The organism is Aliisedimentitalea scapharcae (genome assembly GCF_045277565.1).
GTDB lineage: Bacteria > Pseudomonadota > Alphaproteobacteria > Rhodobacterales > Rhodobacteraceae > Aliisedimentitalea > Aliisedimentitalea scapharcae.
Genome location: NZ_CP123584.1, coordinates 3507464 through 3528364, shown reverse-complemented (window position 1 = coordinate 3528364; position 20901 = coordinate 3507464). Strand labels below are relative to the sequence as shown.

The window sequence follows — 20901 nt, the reverse complement described above, 5'->3', positions numbered from 1 at the left end:
AAATAATGAAATTCATGAAACCCATCAAAGGCTTGATGGCTGCCGCCGCATTGGCCGTAACCAGTTTTGCCGCCTCTTCAGCACCGGTCGCCGCCGAAGGTGTGCTGACCGATATTCAGAAACGCGGCACTCTGCGGGTTGGCATGGCAACCTTTGTTCCATGGGCCATGCGGGACAAGGAAGGCAATCTGATCGGTTTTGAAATCGATGTTGCCAAAAAGGTTGCCGCCGATATGGGGGTCGAAGTCGAATTTGTCCCAACCGCGTGGAGCGGTATCATTCCCGCTCTGATCGCCAAGAAATTCGACGTCATCATTGGGGGTATGTCGATCACGCCACAGCGAAATCTGACCGTCAACTTTACCCAACCCTATGCCCATTCGGGGCAGCAGATGGCGTCAAATATCGAACTGGCCGGCGATTTCACGTCGATGGATGACTATAACGACTCCAGCGTGACCATCTCGTGCCGCCGTGGTGCAACGCCCTGTAATTTTGCGCAAAAGCGGTTCCCCAAGGCAACATTGCGTCGGTTTGATGATGACGCGCAGGCCTTTCAGGAGGTTGTGAATGGCAACGCCCATGCGACGATTTCGTCGGCACCCAAGCCGCGCTTTTGGGCCGATGGTTATCCTGACAAGGTCTTTGTGGCCAACGACGGCAAAAACCTGTCGCGCGGTGACGAAGCTTTTGCCTTGCGCAAGGGCGACGCGGATGCGGTGAACTTCTTCTCGAACTGGATCCTGGTGAACACCTCCAACGGGTGGCTCGAGGAAACCCACGCCTATTGGTTCGAAGATCAGTCCGCCTGGAAGGACATGGTTGCCAAGTAAGCACCTGAGCAATCACCTGCCAACAGAAGAGGCGCAACAGTTTTGTGCCTCTTCCAACAAGTTCTGCACGAGGATCCAATGGATCGAAATTCCCCCCCTCCGGCACTGCCCAAAAAGCGACTGACTGCTGTTGATTTCGGGCTCTTTGCCGTTGTCATCGGGTTTGTTTTCTATTCCGGATACCGCGTGAGCGACGTTCTGGTGTATGATTGGGACTGGTCTCGGGTTTTCAATTTTCTCATCCGATATGACGCTGAATCCGACAGCTATGTCGCCAACCTGCTGCTCTATGGGCTGGCCACTACGTTGCGGCTGGCGGTCTGGGCCACGATACTTGCCACGATCATTGGCGTCGTCATGGGCTATTGGCGCACCTGCGAGAACCTGACGCTGCGCATCATCAGCCGCAGCTATGTCGAGCTGATCCGCAACCTGCCACCGCTGGTTTTCATCTTCATTTTCTTTTTCTTCATCTCAAGCCAGCTGTTCCCGGCGCTTGGGGTGGACAGCATCAACCCGGACAACGCATTGGTCGACAATGCCGTGTTCCATTTCATGTTTGGTGACCCAAAGCTGTTGTCGAACTTTCTGGCCGGGATGCTGTGTCTGGCCATGTTCGAAGGTGCCTATATCACCGAAATCGTACGGGCAGGCATTCAATCTGTTGGCAAGGGCCAATGGGAGGCGTCCCGCGCCATCGGGCTGTCGCCCTTTAATGTCCTGCGCGATGTCATCCTGCCCCAGGCGATCCGTAAAATCCTGCCGCCGCTGGCCGGTCAGTTCATCACCCTGATCAAGGACTCGGCGATTGTGTCGCTGATTTCGATCCAGGAACTGACCTTCCTGGCCACCGAAGTCGCCGCGACAACAACCAAGGTTTTCGAGACCTGGATCCTTGTGGGCGCGATGTATTTCGTCCTGTGTTACAGCTTTGCGGTGTTGTTCGGCTGGCTCGAACGTCGCGCGGCCAAATCCCATCGTTAGGAGAGACTGTATGCTAGACGCAACAGCAAACCCGCTCGTAGAAATACGCGGCATGTGCAAATGGTATGGCGATTTTAGCGCGCTGTTCGACATCAACCTGACGGTGGCCGAAGGCGAGAAGGTGGTTGTCTGTGGCCCGTCAGGGTCAGGAAAATCCACGATGATCCGCTGTATCAATCAGCTGGAGGCGCATCAAAAGGGAACAATCCATGTGGACGGTGTCGAGGTGACGCCGGACATGAAGAACATCGAACAGATCCGGCGCGAAGTCGGCATGGTGTTCCAGGGGTTCAACCTGTTCCCGCATATGTCGATCCTGGACAATCTGACCCTGGGGCCGATCCGCAATCGGGGTGCGACCAAGGCCGAAGCCAAAGATCTGGCAATGCACTATCTGGAGCGGGTCCACATCGCCGAACAGGCTGACAAATTTCCCCCCCAATTGTCGGGGGGGCAGCAACAGCGCGTGGCCATTGCACGGTCGCTATGCATGAAGCCCAAGATCATGTTGTTTGACGAACCGACATCGGCGTTGGATCCGGAAATGATTGCCGGTGTTCTGGATGTCATGATCGAATTGGCCGAAGAGGGCATGACCATGATCTGTGTGACCCATGAAATGGGGTTTGCCCGCAAGGTTGCCGATCGGGTTGTGTTCATGGACGAGGGCGAAATCATCGAAGTTGCACACCCCGAGGCCTTCTTTGGCGATCCGCAAAGCGATCGGGCCCAGCTGTTCCTGAGCCAGCTTTTGGGCCACTAACCGGCTTTCGAAGATCCTTTGAAAGCCAGGAAACCCCCGGTGCTCTGACGAGAGGGCCGGGGGTTTTTGTTTGGCCCACCCGATCAGGCGGGGCGTGATGACACTGTGATGAACTCGATGGCTGGGCTCCGGACCTCGGCAAATCCATGCGGCAGCTTGGCGTCAAAGCTCAGCGTGTCGCCGCTGGCCATTACAAACATCTGGGTCCCACATCTGTAGGTTGCCTGACCTTCGATCATGTAAATGAACACATGCCCTTCGTGTTGATACGAAGGCAGCGTTCCTGAATCCTTTTGTTGGATACGGATGCGCGCGGATTGAAAACTGCCTCCCGGGTCGGCGTGTTTGCCCAGCAACAGATAGTCATGTGCATGATTCGGCGTGACTCTGCGCGAAGGCAGGCCATCTCCGGCCCTGACGTGATGGACGTCTGCCGTGTTCTCGCTGTGCGAGAACAGCGCCATGATGGAAACCGACAGAGCATCCGCCAGCGACTGAAGCGTGTTCAGAGATGGTGAAACATGGCCATTTTCGATTCTGGAAATCATGGCCATCGACACATTTGCCTTTGACGCCAGTTCGGTCACGGTCATCGTGCGTTCCTGGCGCAGGCGATGCAAAGCCCGTCCCACTGCCGCATCAATCTCCGAATCTCCTGCCATTCTGCTCTCCTTTTGGCTTTGGGGGCGTCATTGGCACGCCAGATGGCATCGGTAAATCCAGAATGACACCCAATTTTACTGTTGTGCAACTAATTTACTTGACCGACGATAACCTTTGATAAATATTATTACCATCATGCAAAAATACTCACTCTTCTCCCTGGCCCGAAATGCACTTAGCGGGCACAAGAACTGGCAGCAGGCCTGGCGTAGTCCGCCGCTGAAGGACCAGTACGAAGTCATTGTGATCGGGGCGGGCGGCCACGGGTTGGCCACTGCCTATTATCTGGCCAAAGAATTCGGCATCACCGATGTCGCGGTTCTGGACCGGGGATGGTTGGGGGGAGGCAACATCGCCCGCAACACAATCACCATCCGGTCGAACTATATGCGCGATGAATCCATTCCCTTTTACGTCAAGTCGGTGGCCATGTATGAGGGGCTGACCAAAGAGCTGAACTTCAACATGATGCATTCCAAACGCACCATGGTCGATGTGGTTCAGACCTATCCAAAAATGCGAGAACTGCGTCGACGTCAGTTGACTATGGACATCTATGGATCAACCTATGAACAGATCGACACCCAGGAGTTGCGCCGCCGCATCCCAGCGTTGACAGGCGGTGGGCCGGATGCGCGTCTGCCCGTGATTGGCGGCATGGTGCATACAGACGCGGGCGTCAATCGACACGATGCGGTGGCCTGGGGCTATGCCCGTGGGGCGGATGCGCTGGGGGTCGAGATCCATCAGCAGACCCCTGTGACCTCGTTGATCCGTGGGTCGGATGGTGCGATCTGTGGCGTCGAAACGAACCGGGGGACGGTCAAGGCCAAAAAGGTGGTTGTGGCGGTTTCGGGGCATACAACGACGTTGACCGAAACGGCAGGGCTGAAACTTCCGCTCAGGACGATGAACCTGACAGCTTTTGTATCCGAGCCGGTGAAACCACTGGTGGATGTCATCGTGAATTGTCCGGATAGCGGTTTCTATTTCAGCCAGTCGGACAAGGGGGAAATGGTTATTGGCGGCGCACCGGACATGGGGCAGAGTTTTCGCCGTGACGTCAAACAACATGTTTTTGAGGACACGGTCACGGCCATGCTGTCGCTGTTCCCGGCCTTTAAAAAGCTAAAGCTGATGCGTCAGTGGGGCGGGCACCTGGACATCGCCCACGACGCGTCACCAATCATGTCGCGCACCGATGTCGATGGGCTGTTCATCACCGCAGGCTGGTGGGGCGGCTACAAGGCCATTCCCGCAGGCGGTCTGACATTGGCCCATCTGGTGGCCAAAGGGAGCCCACATCCGTTGATGTCTTCCTTTACGCTGGATCGTTTTAAACACCTGGATTTCGTCATGGAATCCGGCACCACTACGGCCCGATAGGAGAGGACAGGACCATGTTGAAAATCACCTGCCCATTCTGCGGGCCACGCACCGAAAGTGAATTTATTTTTGGCGGTCCGGTCGGGGCCGACCGTCCCGACCCCAATGCCGTATCGGATGCGCAGTGGGTTGAATATCTGACCATTGTCCCCAATCCATTGGGGCCGGTTCAGGAACGATGGTGGCACGCCCGAGGATGCGGTGAATGGCTGACCATCTGGCGCGACACCCGGACACATGACATCGTGGAGGCCCCCAATGGCTCAGAATAATCGCCTGCCGACCGGTGGCCGCATCAATCGCGACCGAAAAATTTCGTTCACCTTCAATGGTAAACCCTATCACGGAGTCCAAGGCGATACGCTGGCTTCGGCATTGATTGCCAATGGGGTTTCGGTAACGGCGCGCAGTTTCAAATACCACCGTCCACGCGGTATCGTCGGGCTGGGCGTTGAAGAACCGGCATCTCTGGTGGAACTGGAGGGCAAGGACGCATCGGCAAACTGCCCGATCACGACCGTTCAGCTGACGGAGGGGCTCGGGGCAAAATCGGTAAATTGTTGGCCATCTGCCCAATTTGATGTTGGGGGCGTGAACCAACTGCTGACCAAATTCATCCCGGCTGGTTTCTATTACAAGACGTTCAAATGGCCAAATTGGCACCTGTTTGAACCGTCGATCCGACGGGCCGCTGGATTGGCCGGGGCACCGTCTGACCCACCAGCCACAGGACATTTCGAAAGCCGCAATGCCCATGCCGATGTCCTGATTGCCGGGGCCGGTCCGGCCGGGTTGATGGCTGCGCTGGTTGCCGGTCGCAGCGGTGCGCGGGTCTTTCTGGCCGATGAGGGCACCGAGGCCGGTGGCAGTCTGTTGAACCAAACGTTGGAGATTGACGGGCACCCGGCCATGGATTGGGTCAAGGCAGCGGTTGGCGAACTTGCCGCGATGGAGAACGTGGTTCATCTGCAAAACGCGACGGTTTGGGCCTATCGCGAACACAACCTGATGATTGTCAACGAACGCCAACCCGAAAATACCAGCGTGATCGAACGCAGCTGGCGTGTGCGGGCGGGTCAGGTCATCTGCGCAACCGGGGCCATTGAACGGGCCATGGTGTTTGCAAACAATGACCGTCCTGGCGTGATGATGGCGTCGGCCATCCAGGCCTATGTCAATCGCTATTCTGTCCGACCTGGGAAACGCGCAGTTCTCTTTACCAACAACAACAGCACCTATGCCGCAGCCGCCACGATGAAGGCCGCAGGGATCGACATTGCGGCCATCGTGGACAGCCGCACGGCTGTTCCGACCGAGGCGCTTGCCCTGGTGCGGGAGGTTGAGGTTCTGGAGGGGCATGTCGTCGCCGACGTCAAAGGACACAAACGGGTGCGATCCGTGACCGTGATGCCGCGTGCTGGTGGTGCGACCCGTCAGATCCAATGCGATCTGTTGGGGCAGTCTGGTGGCTGGAACCCGGCGGTACATCTGTTTTCGCAGTCGCGCGGCACATTGCGCTATGACGAGACGCTGGCCAGTTTTGTGCCGGATCAGCGGGCACAGGCGACGTTGAGCGCGGGATCAGCAGACGGTCAGATGACCCTGCCACAAGCCTTGCAGACCGGAGCGGAAGCAGGTGCCAGCGCAGCCCAAGCCTGTGGATTTGCATCAACGACACCCGAGGTTCCACCCAGTACCGACATTGCCTATGCGATAGACCCGCTGTGGCGAGTCGAAGGTGGGACGAGCAAGGGCAAGGCGTTTCTTGATATCCAGAATGACGTCTCGGTGGATGATGTGCATCTGGCGTTGCGCGAAGGGTACAGCAACGTCGAACATGTCAAACGCTATACCACGGGTGGGATGGGTATTGATCAGGGCAAGACCGGGAATATCAATATCATCGGCACGGTTGCCCTGCAAAAAGGCGTTCCGTTACAGGATGTTGGGACAACGACCTTTCGTTCCCCCTATACGCCTGTGTCCTTTGGCGCGATTTCGGGTATCCGCGAGGACTCGGTGTTGTTCCCGTACCGTCACACGCCGGTGACCAGTTGGAACCACGACAACGGCGCATTCATGTACGAGGCCGGTGCCCGCTGGCGGCGCCCGGGGTATTTCCCGCGGTCTGGCGAAAGCTTTCAGGAGACAGTGAACCGCGAATGCGACGCTGTGCGCAACGGGGTCGGGGTCTATGATGGCTCGCCCCTGGGGACGTTCGAGCTCAAAGGACGTGATGTCGGCAAGTTCCTGGATTTTCTCTACACCAATGTGATGTCTTCGCTGAAACCGGGGAACGGCCGTTATGGGCTGATGTTGTCGGATGATGGGTTGATCCTGGATGACGGGGTGACTTTTCGGCTGAGCGAACACCGTTGGATCCTGTCCACATCGACCGGTCACGCGGATGCAATGAACCAGCATATGGAAAAGCTGTTGCAAACCGAGTTTCCCGAGTGGGAGGTGAAAATCACCACTGTTACCAGCCAATGGAACAATGCCACAATCTGTGGTCCCAAAGCGCGGGATGTTCTGCAGGCGTTGGGGACCGACATCGACCTGTCACCCGAGAACTTCAAATTCATGTCCTATCGTGACGGCGCCGTTGCGGGCATCCCGGCCCGCGTTGTGCGGGTCAGCTTTACTGGCGAGCTGTCGTTCGAGGTCAATGTCGCAACCCGACATATGCGTGAATTGTGGGACAAGGTCATGGAGGTTGGAAAACCCTTTGGCATTGAACCGGTTGGATCCGAGGCCAGCCATGTTTTGCGCGTGGAAAAGGGGTTCCTGTCCCTGGGGCACGAAGTGGACGGAACTGTCGATGCCCATGATCTGGGAATGGGTTGGGTCATGTCCAAGAAAAAGCCGGATTATCTGGGCAAGCGGGCGGTCGAATTGCGTCGCTCGGTCGGTGCCACCCGGCGCGAACTGGTCGGGGTGGTTCCAACCGACCCCAACCGTGCCATTCCCGAAGGCGCACCCTTGACGCCGGGCGGGCGCAAGGAAGCCACCGAAGGGCTGACCACCGCCTGTGTCTGGAGCGTCGCCAATAAACGATGGGTTGGGCTGGCATTGCTGGACAACGGACATGCCCGCCACGGCGAAACAGTGCATGTGCGCCTGAAAGATGGGGTGATCCCCGCAACAGTCACCGCTCCGGTCCACTATGACCCGGCGGGCGAGAAACTGAGGTCTTGATATGGGCTATGACGTGACATTCCAACGCCAAAAGATCAGCGCATTGTTTGATCTCAAAGGCAAAGCCGAGGGGGTGGCAGATTGGGCCGGGGCCCATCTTCCCGCCTTCCCTGAGCAACCAAACACGTTCACGGACAAGGGCGGAATGGCTCTGTGTTATATTGGCCGTGACCATTGGATCCTGCGCGCCGAAATCGACAACGAAGAGGCCCTGTTGGAGGCCCTGAAACCCGAAGATGCCCCGCCTGATCTGAGCATTGTGCGCGTGTCGGACACGATGACCTTCTTCCGGGTCACAGGCCCGGATGCGGCCCAGATCATGGCGATTGCCAGCCCGCTGGACCTGCATCCTGCCGTGTTTTCGGATCACGCCGTCACCTTTACCGAAGTTTTCCATCTAAAAGCTTTGGTGCGACGGATTGAGGACGGGTTTGAATTTGCAATCGAGCAGAGTTTTGCCAATCTGGTAGAAGATTACCTGAGCCGGGCAACGGCATAACCAAAAGGAATTTCCCATGAGCCGCACGCATATTCACACCTATCAAACCCGATATCACGCCCAGGCCACATACTCCAAGGCGATCCGGGCGCGGGGGGATTTTGTGTTCATGCAGGGGCAAGTGGGGACTTTGCTGGACGGCACGCTGATTGGTGAAGGTGACCCGGGCGCCCAGGCCCATCAGGCCTGCAAGAACATCAAACGCTGGATGGAAGAGGCTGGGGGCAGATTGCAGGATGTGTGCAAGCTGACCGTTTATGTCACTGACATTTCTTATCGCCCGGCGGTCTATGCGGCGATCAACGAATGGTTTGAGGGCGTGCATCATTGTTCAACCGGCGTGGTGGTCCAGGGTCTGGCTGATCCGTCGCTGTTGGTAGAGATCGACGCGATGGCGGTGATCGACGATACCGAAGACCGTAGGTGAGCGCCGAGCGCCCCGTGCGACTCGTTCTTGAGGCAGCCCCAAATGCGGGCTGCCTTTTTTGGTTTGAGCAGCGAGCCTGAACATGTCTTTGGAATGTGTATATTGTCCACGCTTTGGGTGTTGAAATAGTGAGCAAATGAACTGAAAAACAAAAGATATCTGGTCGGTGCGGGTGCCCTGTCTCTCGCCTGGCTCCGAAAATTGGCGTAGACAGGCAGCATCTGCCGCTCATTTTGGAAGACGTCAAATGCTGGCCACTCTGACATCCATCCTACCGATTTTTATCATCATTGCGCTGGGGTTGGCGTTGCGCAAAGGTGGGATCCCCAGTGTCGAATTCTGGAACCTGAACGACAAGCTGGTCTACTGGGTTCTGATGCCCTGTCTGATGTTCAACAAAATCTCGGTGGCGTCGCTGGGCGACACGCCGTTGGGACCATATGCGGCAACTATTCTGGGTGGTTTTTTTGCTGCGCTGGCTTTTGCGCTGCTGGTTTCCAGATTGCTGGGCTACAAGCCCGCTCAGGCCACATCCATCCTGCAAGGGTGTTCCCGGCACAATTCGTTCATTGGCCTGGCGATGGCGGCCAATCTGTATGGCGCGGCCGGGTTTGAAATTGCAATTATCGCTACGGCCATTCTGGTCCCTGTCACCAATGTGGTGGTGGTGATCCTGATGGTGATCGCGTTGCAGCCCGGCAAACGCAGCGGCCTGCCCAAGGCCATTCTGCGCGACCTGTCACGCAACCCGCATATCGTCTCGATCATTCTGGCGATCCTGGTCAATTTCCACTACGGGGCACCACTTCCTGTTGTGCATGAAGCGACAGGAATACTGGGGGCCGCGGCGCTGCCGGTCACGCTTTTGGCGGTTGGGGCCAATCTGCGCATCCGCGCCATGACGGCTGCGGCGTTGCCGCTGTTGGTGTCTTTTGCAGGCAAGATGTTGGTTTTCCCGATCGCAGTGGTTTTGATTGGGCTGATGGTGGGGCTGCCTCAGCAGATTTTGCAGATCGCAATTATCTATTCCGTGGTTCCAACGGGTGTCGGATCTTATACGTTGGCCCGCCAATTGGGGGGGGATGCTCCCATGATGGCGGCGATCGTGACGCTGCAAACCATGTTGGCGCTGTTTACGATTCCGGTCAGTTTGTTGATTTTGTTGCCCTTGGTGTAACGCGGATGGGGTAAACCCTCCACAAACCATTGATCTGATGGCGCGCGATGGATGTGGTGATCATCATCGCGATCACCCATCCCGAAACAACAGCGCTGGCCACCCCATACCAGACGCCGGTTTCATCAAACTGCCACAGCCCGACAAAGATCCAGACAAACAATGCGACTCCGATTCCCTGTCGATAGATGCCGATCCAGAGGCTCCAGATCGGTTTCTTGAGCGCTTGCAGAAAGGAATTGATTGAAAACAGCATCATGTAAAACGGCAGTATCACGCCATCGACCCGCAAATAGGCCACACCGACGCGGATTACTTGGGGGTCATCAGTAAACAGCCCCAGGATGAATTCTCCTCCAAACCACAGGGTGGGGCTGGCTATCAGGCACATGATCAGGCCAATTTTCCAACACTGAAAAAGCGACTCCCTGACCCGATTGAAATCTCGAGCCCCAAAATTTTGCGAGGCAATGGGTAACAACGCCCCGGTCATCCCCAGAATGGGAAGCAACAGGATCTGTTCTATTCGGATTGCGATGCCAAACCCTGCCACCGCATGTTCGCCAAACCCCTTGAGCGCAAATTGAACGACTATTCCGGACAGGAACATGATCAACAGGGCAAAGCTGGTCGGGATGGATTGGGTGGTGATTTCACGGAAACTGAACAGGCGCGGGATGAAATTGCGGGCCCGCAACCCCTCCATGGCTGAGGACCGCAAGGCTTGGATGAGCAGATAGATCATGACGCCGCTCTGGCTGAGTACCGTCGACACAGCCAACCCGTCGAATCCGATCCCGTCCCAGAGGCCGGGAACGCCATAGATCAACAAGGGGTTGAGCCCGATGTTGGCCACAAAGGCCAGCATCATTGCCCATTGCATCGACTTGTTGTCCCCCTGGGCCTGAAGAACACCGTTGATGCCAAAGGCCATGACAAAACCGGGCAGGGCGAACAGCATCACCTGAAAATACCGGACACCTGCGTCCTGATAGGAGCCGGATTCGGACATGAACCGGATCACAAACGGACCCAGCCAGATCCCCAACAGGATCAACAGGACGGATGACAACACTCCGAAACTGAGACCCTGGGCAGCCAATCGGCGGGCAGCGCGGGCATCCTTTTGCCCCAACGCATTGCCAACCAGCGCGGCCATGGCTGCGCCCAATCCGATTCCGACCGACATCACCAGATAAAAGGTCAGGAAGCCGATCGCCAGCCCGGCCTGGGCGTCTGTCGACAACAGTCCGGCAAAGAAGATATCGACAATGTTGTACAGGGTATTGAACAGCATCCCGATTGCGGCAGGCACAGCGAGGGTTCGAAAGTGAGAGCCAATGGACCCGGTGACCAGATCGCGGCTTGGTTTCAGCGCCATGAGCGGGCTTTCCTGATGGGGTATGGTCTGGGAGACTGGCGGCCCGATCGGTGCCGCCAGCCCGCCAGTCAGGCCCTGATTTGTACGGTGCCGTTTTCGACCCGCGTTTCAAAGGTTTTCATTGGCCGTGTTGCGGGTGCTGCAATCGGCTGGCCGTTGCGGACATCAAACGCGCCCTGATGCAGCGGGCATTCGATCACATGGCCATCGAAATATCCGTCACACAGATCGGCACCGCCGTGATTGCACAACGCCAGCGAGGCAAAGATTCCCGACGGCGTGTCATAGATCGCCAACCTTCGGCGGCCGAGGTCCACGCGTGTGACCCAGTTTCTTTCCAGAGATGACACGGCAACCACATCTATCCAGTCGGGTTCACTGGCCATTGGCTGATCCTCCTGTCGGCTTGGAAAACAGTTGTCGCAGGATGTCACGATGGGCCCCCAGGTACCCGTCTTTTTCAACGTAGATGTGGGTTTTCAACTTTTCATGAAGCTGGGGCAACGCGTGATAGGGTACGGAAGAGACATAGTGATGTTCGGCATGGTAATTCATGTTCCAGCACAGGAACCGCCAGGGTCGAGACACTAGGTTTGTCCTTGTGTTTTCATGCATTTGCGCAACGGTCGGGCGGCCTACGTGTTCGGTCATACGCACCCACCGCATCACCGGTTCTCCCAGGATCAAGGGAATGAACCAGAACCACACAAGATCCCACCACCCCGTGAGCGCCATCACCAGAACGATCAGCGCATAGGCCGCCAACATAAAACGGGCCTCCAGATAGATGGCGTTGTGTTCAACTTTGGGAACAAAACGCTGTTCCTCGGGGCTGAGCCGACCGGCAACATGTCGAAACAGCTCGGTGAACTTGGTGCGCCAATAGGGGATCGCGGTGATGTAGAACAGATATTGCCCCAGGGTCTGGGGCATGGGCACCAGCTCGGGGTCGTCACCTTCGACTTGGGTATAGGTATGATGATCACAATGTTCATACCGAAAGTGTTTATGGGGCAACATGATGATGAACCCGCAGATGTTGCCGACCAGATTGTTCAACCATCTGGTGCGAAACACCGAATAATGCACACATTCATGTTGCAGAGAGAAATGGTGTACCAGCACCACCCCATGCACAAACATGGCGGGCCAGATCAGCCAGCTGTTCCAGCTGAGTGCAACCAGCGAACTGGTACCGGCAAGCACCAGAAGCCAGAGTGCCAGCCGACGGATGGCCGGTCCGTCTGAACGCTGCATGAATGTTTTGAGTTCTTCGCGGGTGAGTTTGCCCTCTGCCAGTGCTTGGGTCAGGGGCGTGACAATTGCGTTGGTCATGATGATCCTCGCATGTTCAGGTCCGGATTTCCTTCAATCAACGTGACCTGAGCCGGAGACGGGAGTGCTCCGCACCATGGCATTATGTCTGTATTAAATGCCATTAAGTGTGAGCATACAAAACTCGGGCGTCGTCTGTCCAGACGTGAATCTGTATTTCCCCAAGAGGATCGCTCATCTACAAATGGCCTGGAAACACAGGTTTGTCTGTCGTGGCACAGCCGGTTGCCCCAGAGCAGAGCGCAGGGTGATCGGTGTTGCTATGCGCCGTCGCCTGATGGCTGACCTTTGCGCAGGCGGTGCGGTGATACCCCATAGCGTTGGCGGAACAGGCGCGCAAAATGCGAGGTAGAGTTGAAACCGCAGGCGACACAGACATTGGTAACGGACATATTGGTCTGAAGCAGCAGGTTCTGGGCCCGCTGCAACCGCATGTCGACATAATATTTCTTGGGTGTCGAATGCAGATAGCGACGGAACAGCCGTTCCAGCTGTCGGGTCGAAATGTTGACCGTTTCGGCCAGATCTCCGGGGCGCAATGGTTCTTCGAGATTGGTTTCCATCAGCGCCAGAATTTCCGACAGTTTTGGATGGCGGAACCCAATGCGGTCCGCGACCTGCATGCGGGCCGAGAACTGCAACACACGAATGTTGGTGTAATGCAGCTGATCTGCCACCAAATTCGACAGCGCCTCTCCCTCGGCCTCGGCCACCATGTGCAAAATCAGGTCGATGGCGGCGGTACCCCCGGCTGTGGACAGGCGGGACCCTTCGCAGACAAATGTGTATTCCGTGAGGTTTACTTCGGGAAATTCTTCCAGAAATGCCTGGCGGTTTTCCCAATGTATCGTGGCGGCGTGCCCATCCAAAAGTCCGGATTTTGCTAAAACATAGGCTCCGGTAAACAGGCCGCCGATCCGGCAGCCGTTTCGGGCGCATCGGCGGATCCAATTGGTGACGGCCGTCAATGGTTGTTTCTGGACGTCCTGGCCGGAACAAACGATCACCACGTCATCGCGGTGAGCCTCTTCAAACCCATGGTCCACAGGAAAACGTGCGCCCAGCGAATCTTCGACGGTTTCTCCGTTTTCGGCACAAATCACCCAGTCGAACCGTTTGGATCCGGCCATCCGGTTGGCAATCCGCAAGGTTTCGAGCGCGTGTGTCAGCGACATGGCTGAATAGTTCGGCACCAGACCAAATACGAATCGCAGGGGTTTTGATTGTGGGGAGTTCGTCGAGGAATGATGACCCAGCCTCATGATTTTCGTCTCGCTTCGCAGAATGGCTTGATTCGGTCCGTTGTTGACCAGTTTTGCTTTTTGGGCAAGCCGTGGGTTTTAGTCATCCGGCTTCAATTTGCCCAAATCTGAGGTTTTTTTCGGGGCCGGGTGGACACCAAAGGCGGGGATTTCACCTGTTTGAGCGGCGTTTAGCAACCAGTCGCATAGAAACAGAGCCCGTGGTGATGCCTGTGGGTGGACCTTGATATAGAAATCCAACGGCGAGGCGATTTCATCTTTGGTCAGCTTGACCAGAACCCCGGTCTCCAGCAGTTGCCCCACCAGCCCCCCCCAGCCCAGAACCGCGCCCATGTCGTCCTGTGCGGCCTGCAATGCAATGACATAATTGTTGACCCGGAACCCGCTGGCCAACGGCCCGTTATACCCCAGAGCCGCGCACCAGGTCGCCCAATCTGTCCAGCCGGTATCTTCGGCGTCCAGATGGATCAGCGGTGTCCGGGCGAAATCCGACACGTGATGGACCGGGTGTTTTTGCGCAAACTGCCGGCTGCCCAATGCCATGATCCGGTCCTGGAACAGGATGCGGCAATCGCCGCTTTCCCGCGAAATTTCACCATAGTGAATGCTCAGATCACAGTGACGGGCCGGGCCGGTTGTATCGCTGACATTCTGTGCCACTGACACATGTCCATGCGCGCGCCAGAACTGCGCCAGCTTGGGCGTCAGCCACAACGCGCTGACCGCTGTTGTTGCCTGGATCGTAATCATCGCGCGTGACGCCTGTGACCGGAGCTGAGAAATGGCGTCCGATATCCCTTCGAGCCCGCGTTGCAGGCTGACCAACAGATAGGCCCCTGTCGGTGTCAGTTCGACCCCCCTGTGGTGACGGTGAAACAGGGTCTGGCGTAAATCGTTTTCCAATGCCTTGACCTGGTGACTGACAGCGGCGGGGGTCACATTCAGTTCCTGCGCAGCGGTTTTGAAACTCTCATGGCGCGCGGCCGCCTCAAAGCTGAGAAGCGCGCTGACTGGAGGGAGATCATAAGGGCGATTTGGCATGACAAGAATTCATACTAATTCCCGAATGATCCATCAAGAGTGTATATTTTCCGATATTTTGGCTTAGCCAAAATAAGTCTGTGTGAATTTTTAGGAGATTGCCAGACCGACCATATCTGCTGATTTTGACCTACAGAAGTTCGCCACGATGATCCCGGTGTGGTGGCCCTGGCCGGGCCCGCATCGGTTACACAAGGACAAGATCCATGACCGTTTCCGACCCCAAACTGGCACCACGCGGCCGTCGCTCTCGTCGTGACGCAGGCAAGACCAAGACCGCGCGCACGGCCACGATCGGGCAAAACCTGCATCTGCGCGTTCCGTATATCACCCGACGCATTCGTCCCTATGACCTGATGGACGAAGAAGGGCTGATCAGGATCGAAACCACCGCCGATCGGATCCTCGCCGAAATCGGCATCGAGTTCCGAGAAGATCCCACCACGGTCGATCTGTTTCGCCAGGCTGGTGGGCAGGTGTCCCAATTGTCCCAAGACGCCTGGAACATCAAGTTCGAACCGGGCATGATCCGCGAAATCCTCCGCAGTGCCCCGGCCCGATTTACCCAACACGCCCGCAACCCGGCCAACACGGTCGAGATTGGCGGTGACGCGATGGTCTTTGCGCCGTCTTATGGGTCACCCTTTGTGATGGATCTGGACAAAGGGCGTCGCTATGGCACGATCGAGGACTTTGAAAACCTGATCAAACTGGCGCAATCTTCGCCATGGTTGCATCACTCGGGTGGCACGATATGCGAACCCACCGACATCGCGGTCAACAAACGCCACCTGGACATGGTCTATGCCCATATGCGGTATTCGGACCGTCCGTTTCTGGGGTCGATCACTGCCCCGGACCGGGCCGCCGACAGTATCGAAATGTGCCGTATCCTGTTCGGATCCGATTTTGTCGACAGCCATTGCGTCATCATGGGCAATTTCAACACCACGTCTCCGCTGGTTCTGGATGGGGCCACAACGGCCGGGATCCGCACCTATGCCCAAGCAGGGCAGGGATCCATTCACCTGCCCTTTCTGCTGGGCGGGGCAGTGTCGCCGCTGACCATGGCGGGATCCATCGCGCAATGTCTGGCCGAATCCATGACCTCCTGCGCGCTGGCACAACTGGTGCGGCCTGGCGCTCCGACGGTGCTGGCCGGGTTCTTGTCGTCCATGTCGTTGCGGACCGGGTCTCCCACCTTTGGAACACCGGAACCGGCGCTGGGATCGCTGGTCATGGGGCAATTGGCCCGGCGGTTGGAGATGCCGTTGCGTTGCGCCGGAAATTTCAGCACGTCCAAGCTTCCTGATGGGCAGGCAATGCAACAGTCGATGATGTCGATGATGTCGGCCGTTCAGGGGGGCGCGAATTTCATCCTGCATTCGGCCGGGTTCCTCGATGGGCTGCTGTCGATGTCCTACGAAAAACTGGTGATGGATGCGGATATGTGCGGGGCGATGCACGCGTATCTGAACGGGATTGACGTGAACGACGACACGCTTGGGTTCGACGCTCTGGCCCAAAATGGCCCAGGGGAACATCTGTTCGGAACGGACCACACGCTGCGCCATTACAAGACGGCCTATTGGGACAGCGGGCTGAACGACGATCAACCCTTTGAAAGCTGGGAGGAACAGGGCAGTGTCGACTCGGCGCAGCGTGCCAACCAACGATGGAAGGATACGCTGGCAGCCTATGAGGCACCGCCCATGGATGTGGCCACCGACGAGGCGCTCAAGGCCTTCATCACTGACAAAAAAGCGTCGATGCCGGATGCTTGGTATTGACAGAATCACACCTTTCTCGACACTTGTGTCGAGTAGCCCATTTTCTGGACCTTCCGGGAGAACCCCCATGTCGACTGACCCTTTGTTGCAGCCTTATCAGTTGAAGCATTTGACGTTGAAGAACCGGATCATGACGACGAGCCATGAACCTGCGTATCCCGAGGGCGGGATGCCGAAGGAGCGCTATGTTGCCTATCACGCGGAACGGGCGCGGGCGGGGGTTGCGTTGGCGATGACGGCGGGGTCGGCTGCGGTGAGCCGGGACAGCCCGCCGGTGTTCAACAACATCCTGGCCTACAAGGACGAGGTTGTGCCCCACATCCGGCGGCTAAGCGATGCCTGCCACACGCATGGCTGTGCGGTGATGATCCAGCTGACCCATCTGGGGCGGCGCACGGGGTGGAACAAGGGCGACTGGCTGCCCTCGGTCAGTTCCTCCAAACACCGCGAACCAGCGCATCGTGCGTTTCCCAAGCTGGCCGAGGATTGGGACATTGCCCGCATCATCAACGATTTCGCCGATGCCACCGAACGGATGAAGGAAGGGGGCATGGATGGGGTTGAATTGCAGGTCTACGGCCATCTTCTGGACCAGTTCTGGTCGCCTCTGACCAATGATCTGGATGGGGAATACGGGGGGCAAACTCTTGATTCCCGGTTAAAATTCCCGCTGGACGTGCTGCGCGCCATTCGCGACCGGGTGGGCGACGATTTCATCGTCGGGCTGCGCTATACGGCCGATGAGGCCGCCGCCGGGGGCATCACGCCGGTCGAAGGCATCGAGATTTCCAAGCGGCTTGCGCGCAGCGGCATGGTCGATTTTCTGAATGTGATCCGCGGGCGCATCCACACCGATCCGGCGATGACCGATGTGATCCCGGTGCAGGGGATGCCATCGGCACCGCATCTGGATTTTGCCGGCGCGGTCAAACGGGCCACCGGCATGCCGACCTTTCATGCGTCGCGCATTCCGGATGTGGCCACGGCGCGCCATGCGGTGCAGGCGGGGCTTCTGGATATGGTGGGGATGACGCGGGCGCATATGGCCGATCCACATATCGTGCGCAAGATCGTCGAAGGGCGCGAGGATGACATTCGCCCCTGTGTTGGCGCAACCTATTGCCTGGACAGGATTTATCAGGCGGGCGAAGCGCTGTGCCTGCACAATGCCGCCACCGGGCGCGAGCTGTCGATGCCCCATGACATCGCCCCTGCCGAGACCCCCAAGCGGGTGGTCATCGTCGGTGCCGGTCCGGCCGGGCTCGAAGCGGCGCGGGTGGCGGCCGAACGCGGCCACGCCGTGACCGTGTTTGAGGCCCAGCCCGATCCCGGTGGTCAGGTGCGGCTGACCGCGCGACACGCACGCCGGCGCGAGATGATCGGCATCATCGACTGGCGCATGGCGCAATGCGCCGCGCGGGATGTGGACTTTCGTTTCAACACCTGGGCCGAAGCCGATGACGTCACCGCGCTGAACCCGGATGTGGTGATCATCGCCACCGGGGGTCTGCCCAATACCGAATTGTTCGAATCGGGCCAGGAAAACGATCTGGTGGTCAGCGCCTGGGATCTCATCTCGGGCGATGTCAAACCGGGCCAACAGGTGTTGATCTATGACGAAAGCGGCGATCATCCCGGTCTGATGGCGGCGGAAATCGCCGCTGCAGCGGGCGCGAAGGTCGAAGTCATGACCCCGGATCGGGTGTTTGCCCCCGATATCATGGCGATGAACCTGGTGCCCTACATGCGCGAATTGCAGGCCCGCGACGTGACATTCACCGTCACCCGCCGCCTGTTGGACGTGATGCGCGACGGCAATCGCCTGTGCGCCACTATCGGCACGGATTACAGTGATTTTACATCCCAATCCTCCTATGATCAGGTGGTGGTCAACTACGGAACCTTGCCGCTTGACGATCTCTACTTCGACCTGAAGCCGCTCTCCTCAAACCGGGGCGAAGTGGACCACACCGCCCTGATCACCGGCCAGCCCCAGACCATCAACACAAACCCGAACGCCACATTCCAACTCTTCCGCATCGGCGACGCCGTCAGCGCCAGAAACACACACGCCGCAATCTATGATGCGCTCAGAACTATGAAGGACCTGTAAACTGGGACAACGGACCTGGGGGGCAACCGGGTCCTGCCCACAAAAATTGAAAGGCGGCTGATGAAGTTCAAACATGTGTTTTCGCCGGTTACTCTGCGGCACAAGACCCTGCGCAACCGTATCGTGTTTGGGGCCCATACCACCAATATGGCCGAAAAGGGCCTGCCCGGGGATCAGCATCTGGCCTATTATCGGGAGCGGGCCATGGGGGGCGCGGCCATGATCGTGGTTGAACCGATGCCTGTCCATCCGGCAGCGGTGTTGACCCGGGGCAATTTCCGCCATTCCAGCGACGCAGTGATTCCGCATTTCAAACGCCTGACCAAGGCCTGCCAGGCCGAAGGCACGGTGATGATCCAGCAGCTCTATCACGTCGGAGCCCATGGTGATCAGGACAACAGCTTTCACGCGGCCTGGTCCCCGTCTGGTGGGCCAAGCTATCACGACAGTGACGGCAGCCACGAAATGAATGCCGCCGAAATCGAAGAAACCATCCAGGGCTTTGTTGATGCGGCGCGGCGCTGCCAACAGGCGGGCTTTGATGGGGTCGAAGTCTGGGCGGCCTATCATTGCCTGCTGGAACAGTTCTGGACACCGTTTTCCAACCAACGCACCGACGAATGGGGCGGCAGCCTGGAAAACCGCACCCGGTTCAGCCGGGAAATCATGCGCCGGATCCGGGCGGACTGTGGCGAGGATTTCATCATAGGTCTGTCAATTTCGGATGAACCGGCCGTCGAAGCCGCGTTGGGGCGCGAGGATCTGGCTGAGATTGTCGCATGGCACGACGGCGAACAGCTGATGGATTATGTCACTGTCGGGTCCAGCAGCTATCTTGATTTCTATGGTATTATCCCAACCTTTCAATATGGCGAAAAGCTGGGCGTGGATCTGGCCGCCCGATTGAAGAGGGTCGTGAAACACGCGTTGGTTACGGCGGAAAGCCACATTCGCACACCAGAAAACGCCAATACGGTACTAGGCGCGGGCGAGGCGGACATGGTGTCAATCGTGCGCGGCCAAATTGCGGATCCGCATCTGGTGACCAAGGCCGAACAAGGGCGGGCAGATGACATTCGTGGCTGTCTGTCCTGCAACCAGCAATGTTGGGGGCGGCGCGGGCGGGATTATTGGATTTCCTGCCTGATCAACCCGTCTGTCGGGTTCGAACATCAATGGGGCGGGGATCGGTTTGCGACAACGGATCGCCCGAAATCCGTGCTGGTGGTCGGGGCCGGGCCAGCGGGTTTAGAGGCCGCTCGGGTGGCAGCCGAACGGGGCCATCGCGTGGTTCTGGTCGAGGCCGGGCCACAGATAGGTGGGCAATTTCGACTGGCCGGCGAACAACCGCGGCGCGCGCAGATCCTGGACCTGTTGGCGTGGTATGACCGGCAATTGGCACGTCTGGGCGTGGATGTGCGGTGCAACACCTATCTGGAAGCTGACGACATCGCGGCGCTGAAGATGGACGAGGTGGTCCTGGCGACCGGTTCGTTGCCGGATGAGGCGGGGTTCCAAAAGGCGTTGCCGCACCTGCGGGAACTGCCGGGGTTGGACGGCAATGTCTGGTCCGTCGCCGATGTGATGGGGCGGGCCGCCCGATTGGGAGATCGTGTTATCGTGCTGGACGAGGGGGGGCATTGGAAAGGCTGCGGGACAGCCTGGGCCTTGGCCGAGGCAGGGCATCGGGTCACCATTGTCACGCCGGACGGCTTGGTGGGCAAAGAGCTACAGCGCCCCTCTGCCGACTTTCCGCTGCGTCAGACGCTGGCCGGTCTGGGGGTCGTGTTCCGCCCGGAAACCGTGGTGATGCGATGGGGCGATGCGGGGGCAGTGTTGCAATCGCTGCTCACAGGCGCGCAGGAGCATATGGCGGCGGACTCGCTGGTGCTATCGACGGTGAATCGCGCCAATTGCGACTTGCGCCCGGCGCTGGCCGAATTAGGGATTTCGGCCCGGTTGATCGGCGACGCCCATGCGCCGCGCAACGCCGCGCTGGCGTTTCATGACGGGCGCAAGCTGGCGCTGGATCTTTAGGGGCCAGTGGCC

18 protein-coding genes are annotated in these 20901 nt (G+C 58.0%); 12 read left to right on the top strand and 6 right to left on the bottom strand.

All coding sequences use genetic code 11. The annotated features are described in order from the left end of the window. Positions 1 to 5 precede the first annotated feature (5 nt). The 3 genes from QEZ52_RS16455 to QEZ52_RS16445 all read left to right on the top strand — a co-directional run bounded on the left by QEZ52_RS16455 (position 6) and on the right by QEZ52_RS16445 (position 2580). On the top strand, positions 6 to 833 hold the full coding sequence (locus QEZ52_RS16455; protein WP_406645547.1) for a transporter substrate-binding domain-containing protein: 828 nt from the start codon (positions 6 to 8) through the stop codon (positions 831 to 833). A 78-nt stretch (positions 834 to 911) separates the two neighbouring features. Continuing rightward, complete coding sequence (locus QEZ52_RS16450; protein WP_406645546.1) at positions 912 to 1817, top strand: amino acid ABC transporter permease; 906 nt, start codon at positions 912 to 914, stop codon at positions 1815 to 1817. Positions 1818 to 1827: 10 nt separating this feature from the next. Then, positions 1828 to 2580, top strand: coding sequence for an amino acid ABC transporter ATP-binding protein (locus tag QEZ52_RS16445; protein WP_406645545.1), 753 nt, complete (start codon positions 1828 to 1830; stop codon positions 2578 to 2580). A gap of 83 nt (positions 2581 to 2663) precedes the next feature. Here QEZ52_RS16445 and QEZ52_RS16440 read toward each other — a convergent pair whose 3' ends face one another. After that, on the bottom strand, positions 2664 to 3242 hold the full coding sequence (locus QEZ52_RS16440; RefSeq protein WP_406645544.1) for a helix-turn-helix domain-containing protein: 579 nt from the start codon (positions 3240 to 3242) through the stop codon (positions 2664 to 2666). A gap of 115 nt (positions 3243 to 3357) precedes the next feature. On the opposite strand from QEZ52_RS16440, the gene QEZ52_RS16435 reads away from it, so the two are divergent. The 6 genes from QEZ52_RS16435 (at position 3358) to QEZ52_RS16410 (ending at position 9930) form a co-directional block, all read left to right on the top strand. Further along, positions 3358 to 4629 carry an FAD-dependent oxidoreductase gene (locus tag QEZ52_RS16435; RefSeq protein ID WP_406645543.1) on the top strand — a complete coding sequence of 424 codons (1272 nt, stop codon included), beginning with the start codon at positions 3358 to 3360 and terminating at the stop codon, positions 4627 to 4629. 14 nt (positions 4630 to 4643) lie between these two features. Further along, entirely contained in the window at positions 4644 to 4901 is a 258-nt protein-coding gene (locus QEZ52_RS16430; RefSeq protein WP_406645542.1) for a sarcosine oxidase subunit delta, read from the top strand. After that, positions 4888 to 7827 (top strand): sarcosine oxidase subunit alpha family protein, encoded by a 2940-nt coding sequence (locus QEZ52_RS16425; protein ID WP_406645541.1) that lies wholly within the window; start codon positions 4888 to 4890, stop codon positions 7825 to 7827. Before QEZ52_RS16430 ends, QEZ52_RS16425 begins: the two co-directional genes overlap by 14 nt. Before the next feature lie 13 nt (positions 7828 to 7840). Continuing rightward, positions 7841 to 8326 carry a sarcosine oxidase subunit gamma gene (locus tag QEZ52_RS16420; RefSeq protein WP_406645540.1) on the top strand — a complete coding sequence of 162 codons (486 nt, stop codon included), beginning with the start codon at positions 7841 to 7843 and terminating at the stop codon, positions 8324 to 8326. A gap of 16 nt (positions 8327 to 8342) precedes the next feature. After that, entirely contained in the window at positions 8343 to 8753 is a 411-nt protein-coding gene (locus QEZ52_RS16415; RefSeq protein ID WP_406645539.1) for a RidA family protein, read from the top strand. Positions 8754 to 9000: 247 nt separating this feature from the next. Next, positions 9001 to 9930: an AEC family transporter gene (locus QEZ52_RS16410; protein WP_406645538.1), complete on the top strand. Its 930-nt coding sequence runs from the start codon at positions 9001 to 9003 to the stop codon at positions 9928 to 9930. On the opposite strand, the gene QEZ52_RS16405 is transcribed toward QEZ52_RS16410, so the two are convergent. The 5 genes from QEZ52_RS16405 to QEZ52_RS16385 all read right to left on the bottom strand — a co-directional run bounded on the left by QEZ52_RS16405 (position 9899) and on the right by QEZ52_RS16385 (position 14949). Further along, positions 9899 to 11311, bottom strand: coding sequence for an MATE family efflux transporter (locus QEZ52_RS16405; RefSeq protein WP_406645537.1), 1413 nt, complete (start codon positions 11309 to 11311; stop codon positions 9899 to 9901). The two genes, QEZ52_RS16410 and QEZ52_RS16405, sit on opposite strands and share 32 nt — an antisense overlap. Positions 11312 to 11379: 68 nt before the next feature. Beyond that, a complete protein-coding gene (locus QEZ52_RS16400) occupies positions 11380 to 11697 on the bottom strand; it encodes a non-heme iron oxygenase ferredoxin subunit (RefSeq protein ID WP_406645536.1) in 318 nt (105 codons plus the stop codon). Beyond that, entirely contained in the window at positions 11687 to 12646 is a 960-nt protein-coding gene (locus tag QEZ52_RS16395; RefSeq protein WP_406645535.1) for a fatty acid desaturase family protein, read from the bottom strand. Before QEZ52_RS16395 ends, QEZ52_RS16400 begins: the two co-directional genes overlap by 11 nt. Before the next feature lie 260 nt (positions 12647 to 12906). Continuing rightward, positions 12907 to 13821, bottom strand: a complete 915-nt coding sequence (locus tag QEZ52_RS16390) for a GlxA family transcriptional regulator (protein WP_406645534.1) — start codon at positions 13819 to 13821, stop codon at positions 12907 to 12909. A 165-nt stretch (positions 13822 to 13986) separates the two neighbouring features. After that, positions 13987 to 14949 carry a LysR substrate-binding domain-containing protein gene (locus QEZ52_RS16385; protein ID WP_406645533.1) on the bottom strand — a complete coding sequence of 321 codons (963 nt, stop codon included), beginning with the start codon at positions 14947 to 14949 and terminating at the stop codon, positions 13987 to 13989. A gap of 206 nt (positions 14950 to 15155) precedes the next feature. Here QEZ52_RS16385 and QEZ52_RS16380 point away from each other — a divergent pair, with 206 nt between their 5' ends. From QEZ52_RS16380 to QEZ52_RS16370, 3 genes are all read left to right on the top strand, one after another. Next, positions 15156 to 16739 carry a trimethylamine methyltransferase family protein gene (locus QEZ52_RS16380; protein WP_406645532.1) on the top strand — a complete coding sequence of 528 codons (1584 nt, stop codon included), beginning with the start codon at positions 15156 to 15158 and terminating at the stop codon, positions 16737 to 16739. Positions 16740 to 16806: 67 nt separating this feature from the next. Next, entirely contained in the window at positions 16807 to 18852 is a 2046-nt protein-coding gene (locus QEZ52_RS16375) for an FAD-dependent oxidoreductase (RefSeq protein WP_406645531.1), read from the top strand. Between the two features lie 60 nt (positions 18853 to 18912). Further along, positions 18913 to 20889, top strand: a complete 1977-nt coding sequence (locus QEZ52_RS16370; RefSeq protein ID WP_406645530.1) for an FAD-dependent oxidoreductase — start codon at positions 18913 to 18915, stop codon at positions 20887 to 20889. Positions 20890 to 20901: the final 12 nt, after the last annotated feature.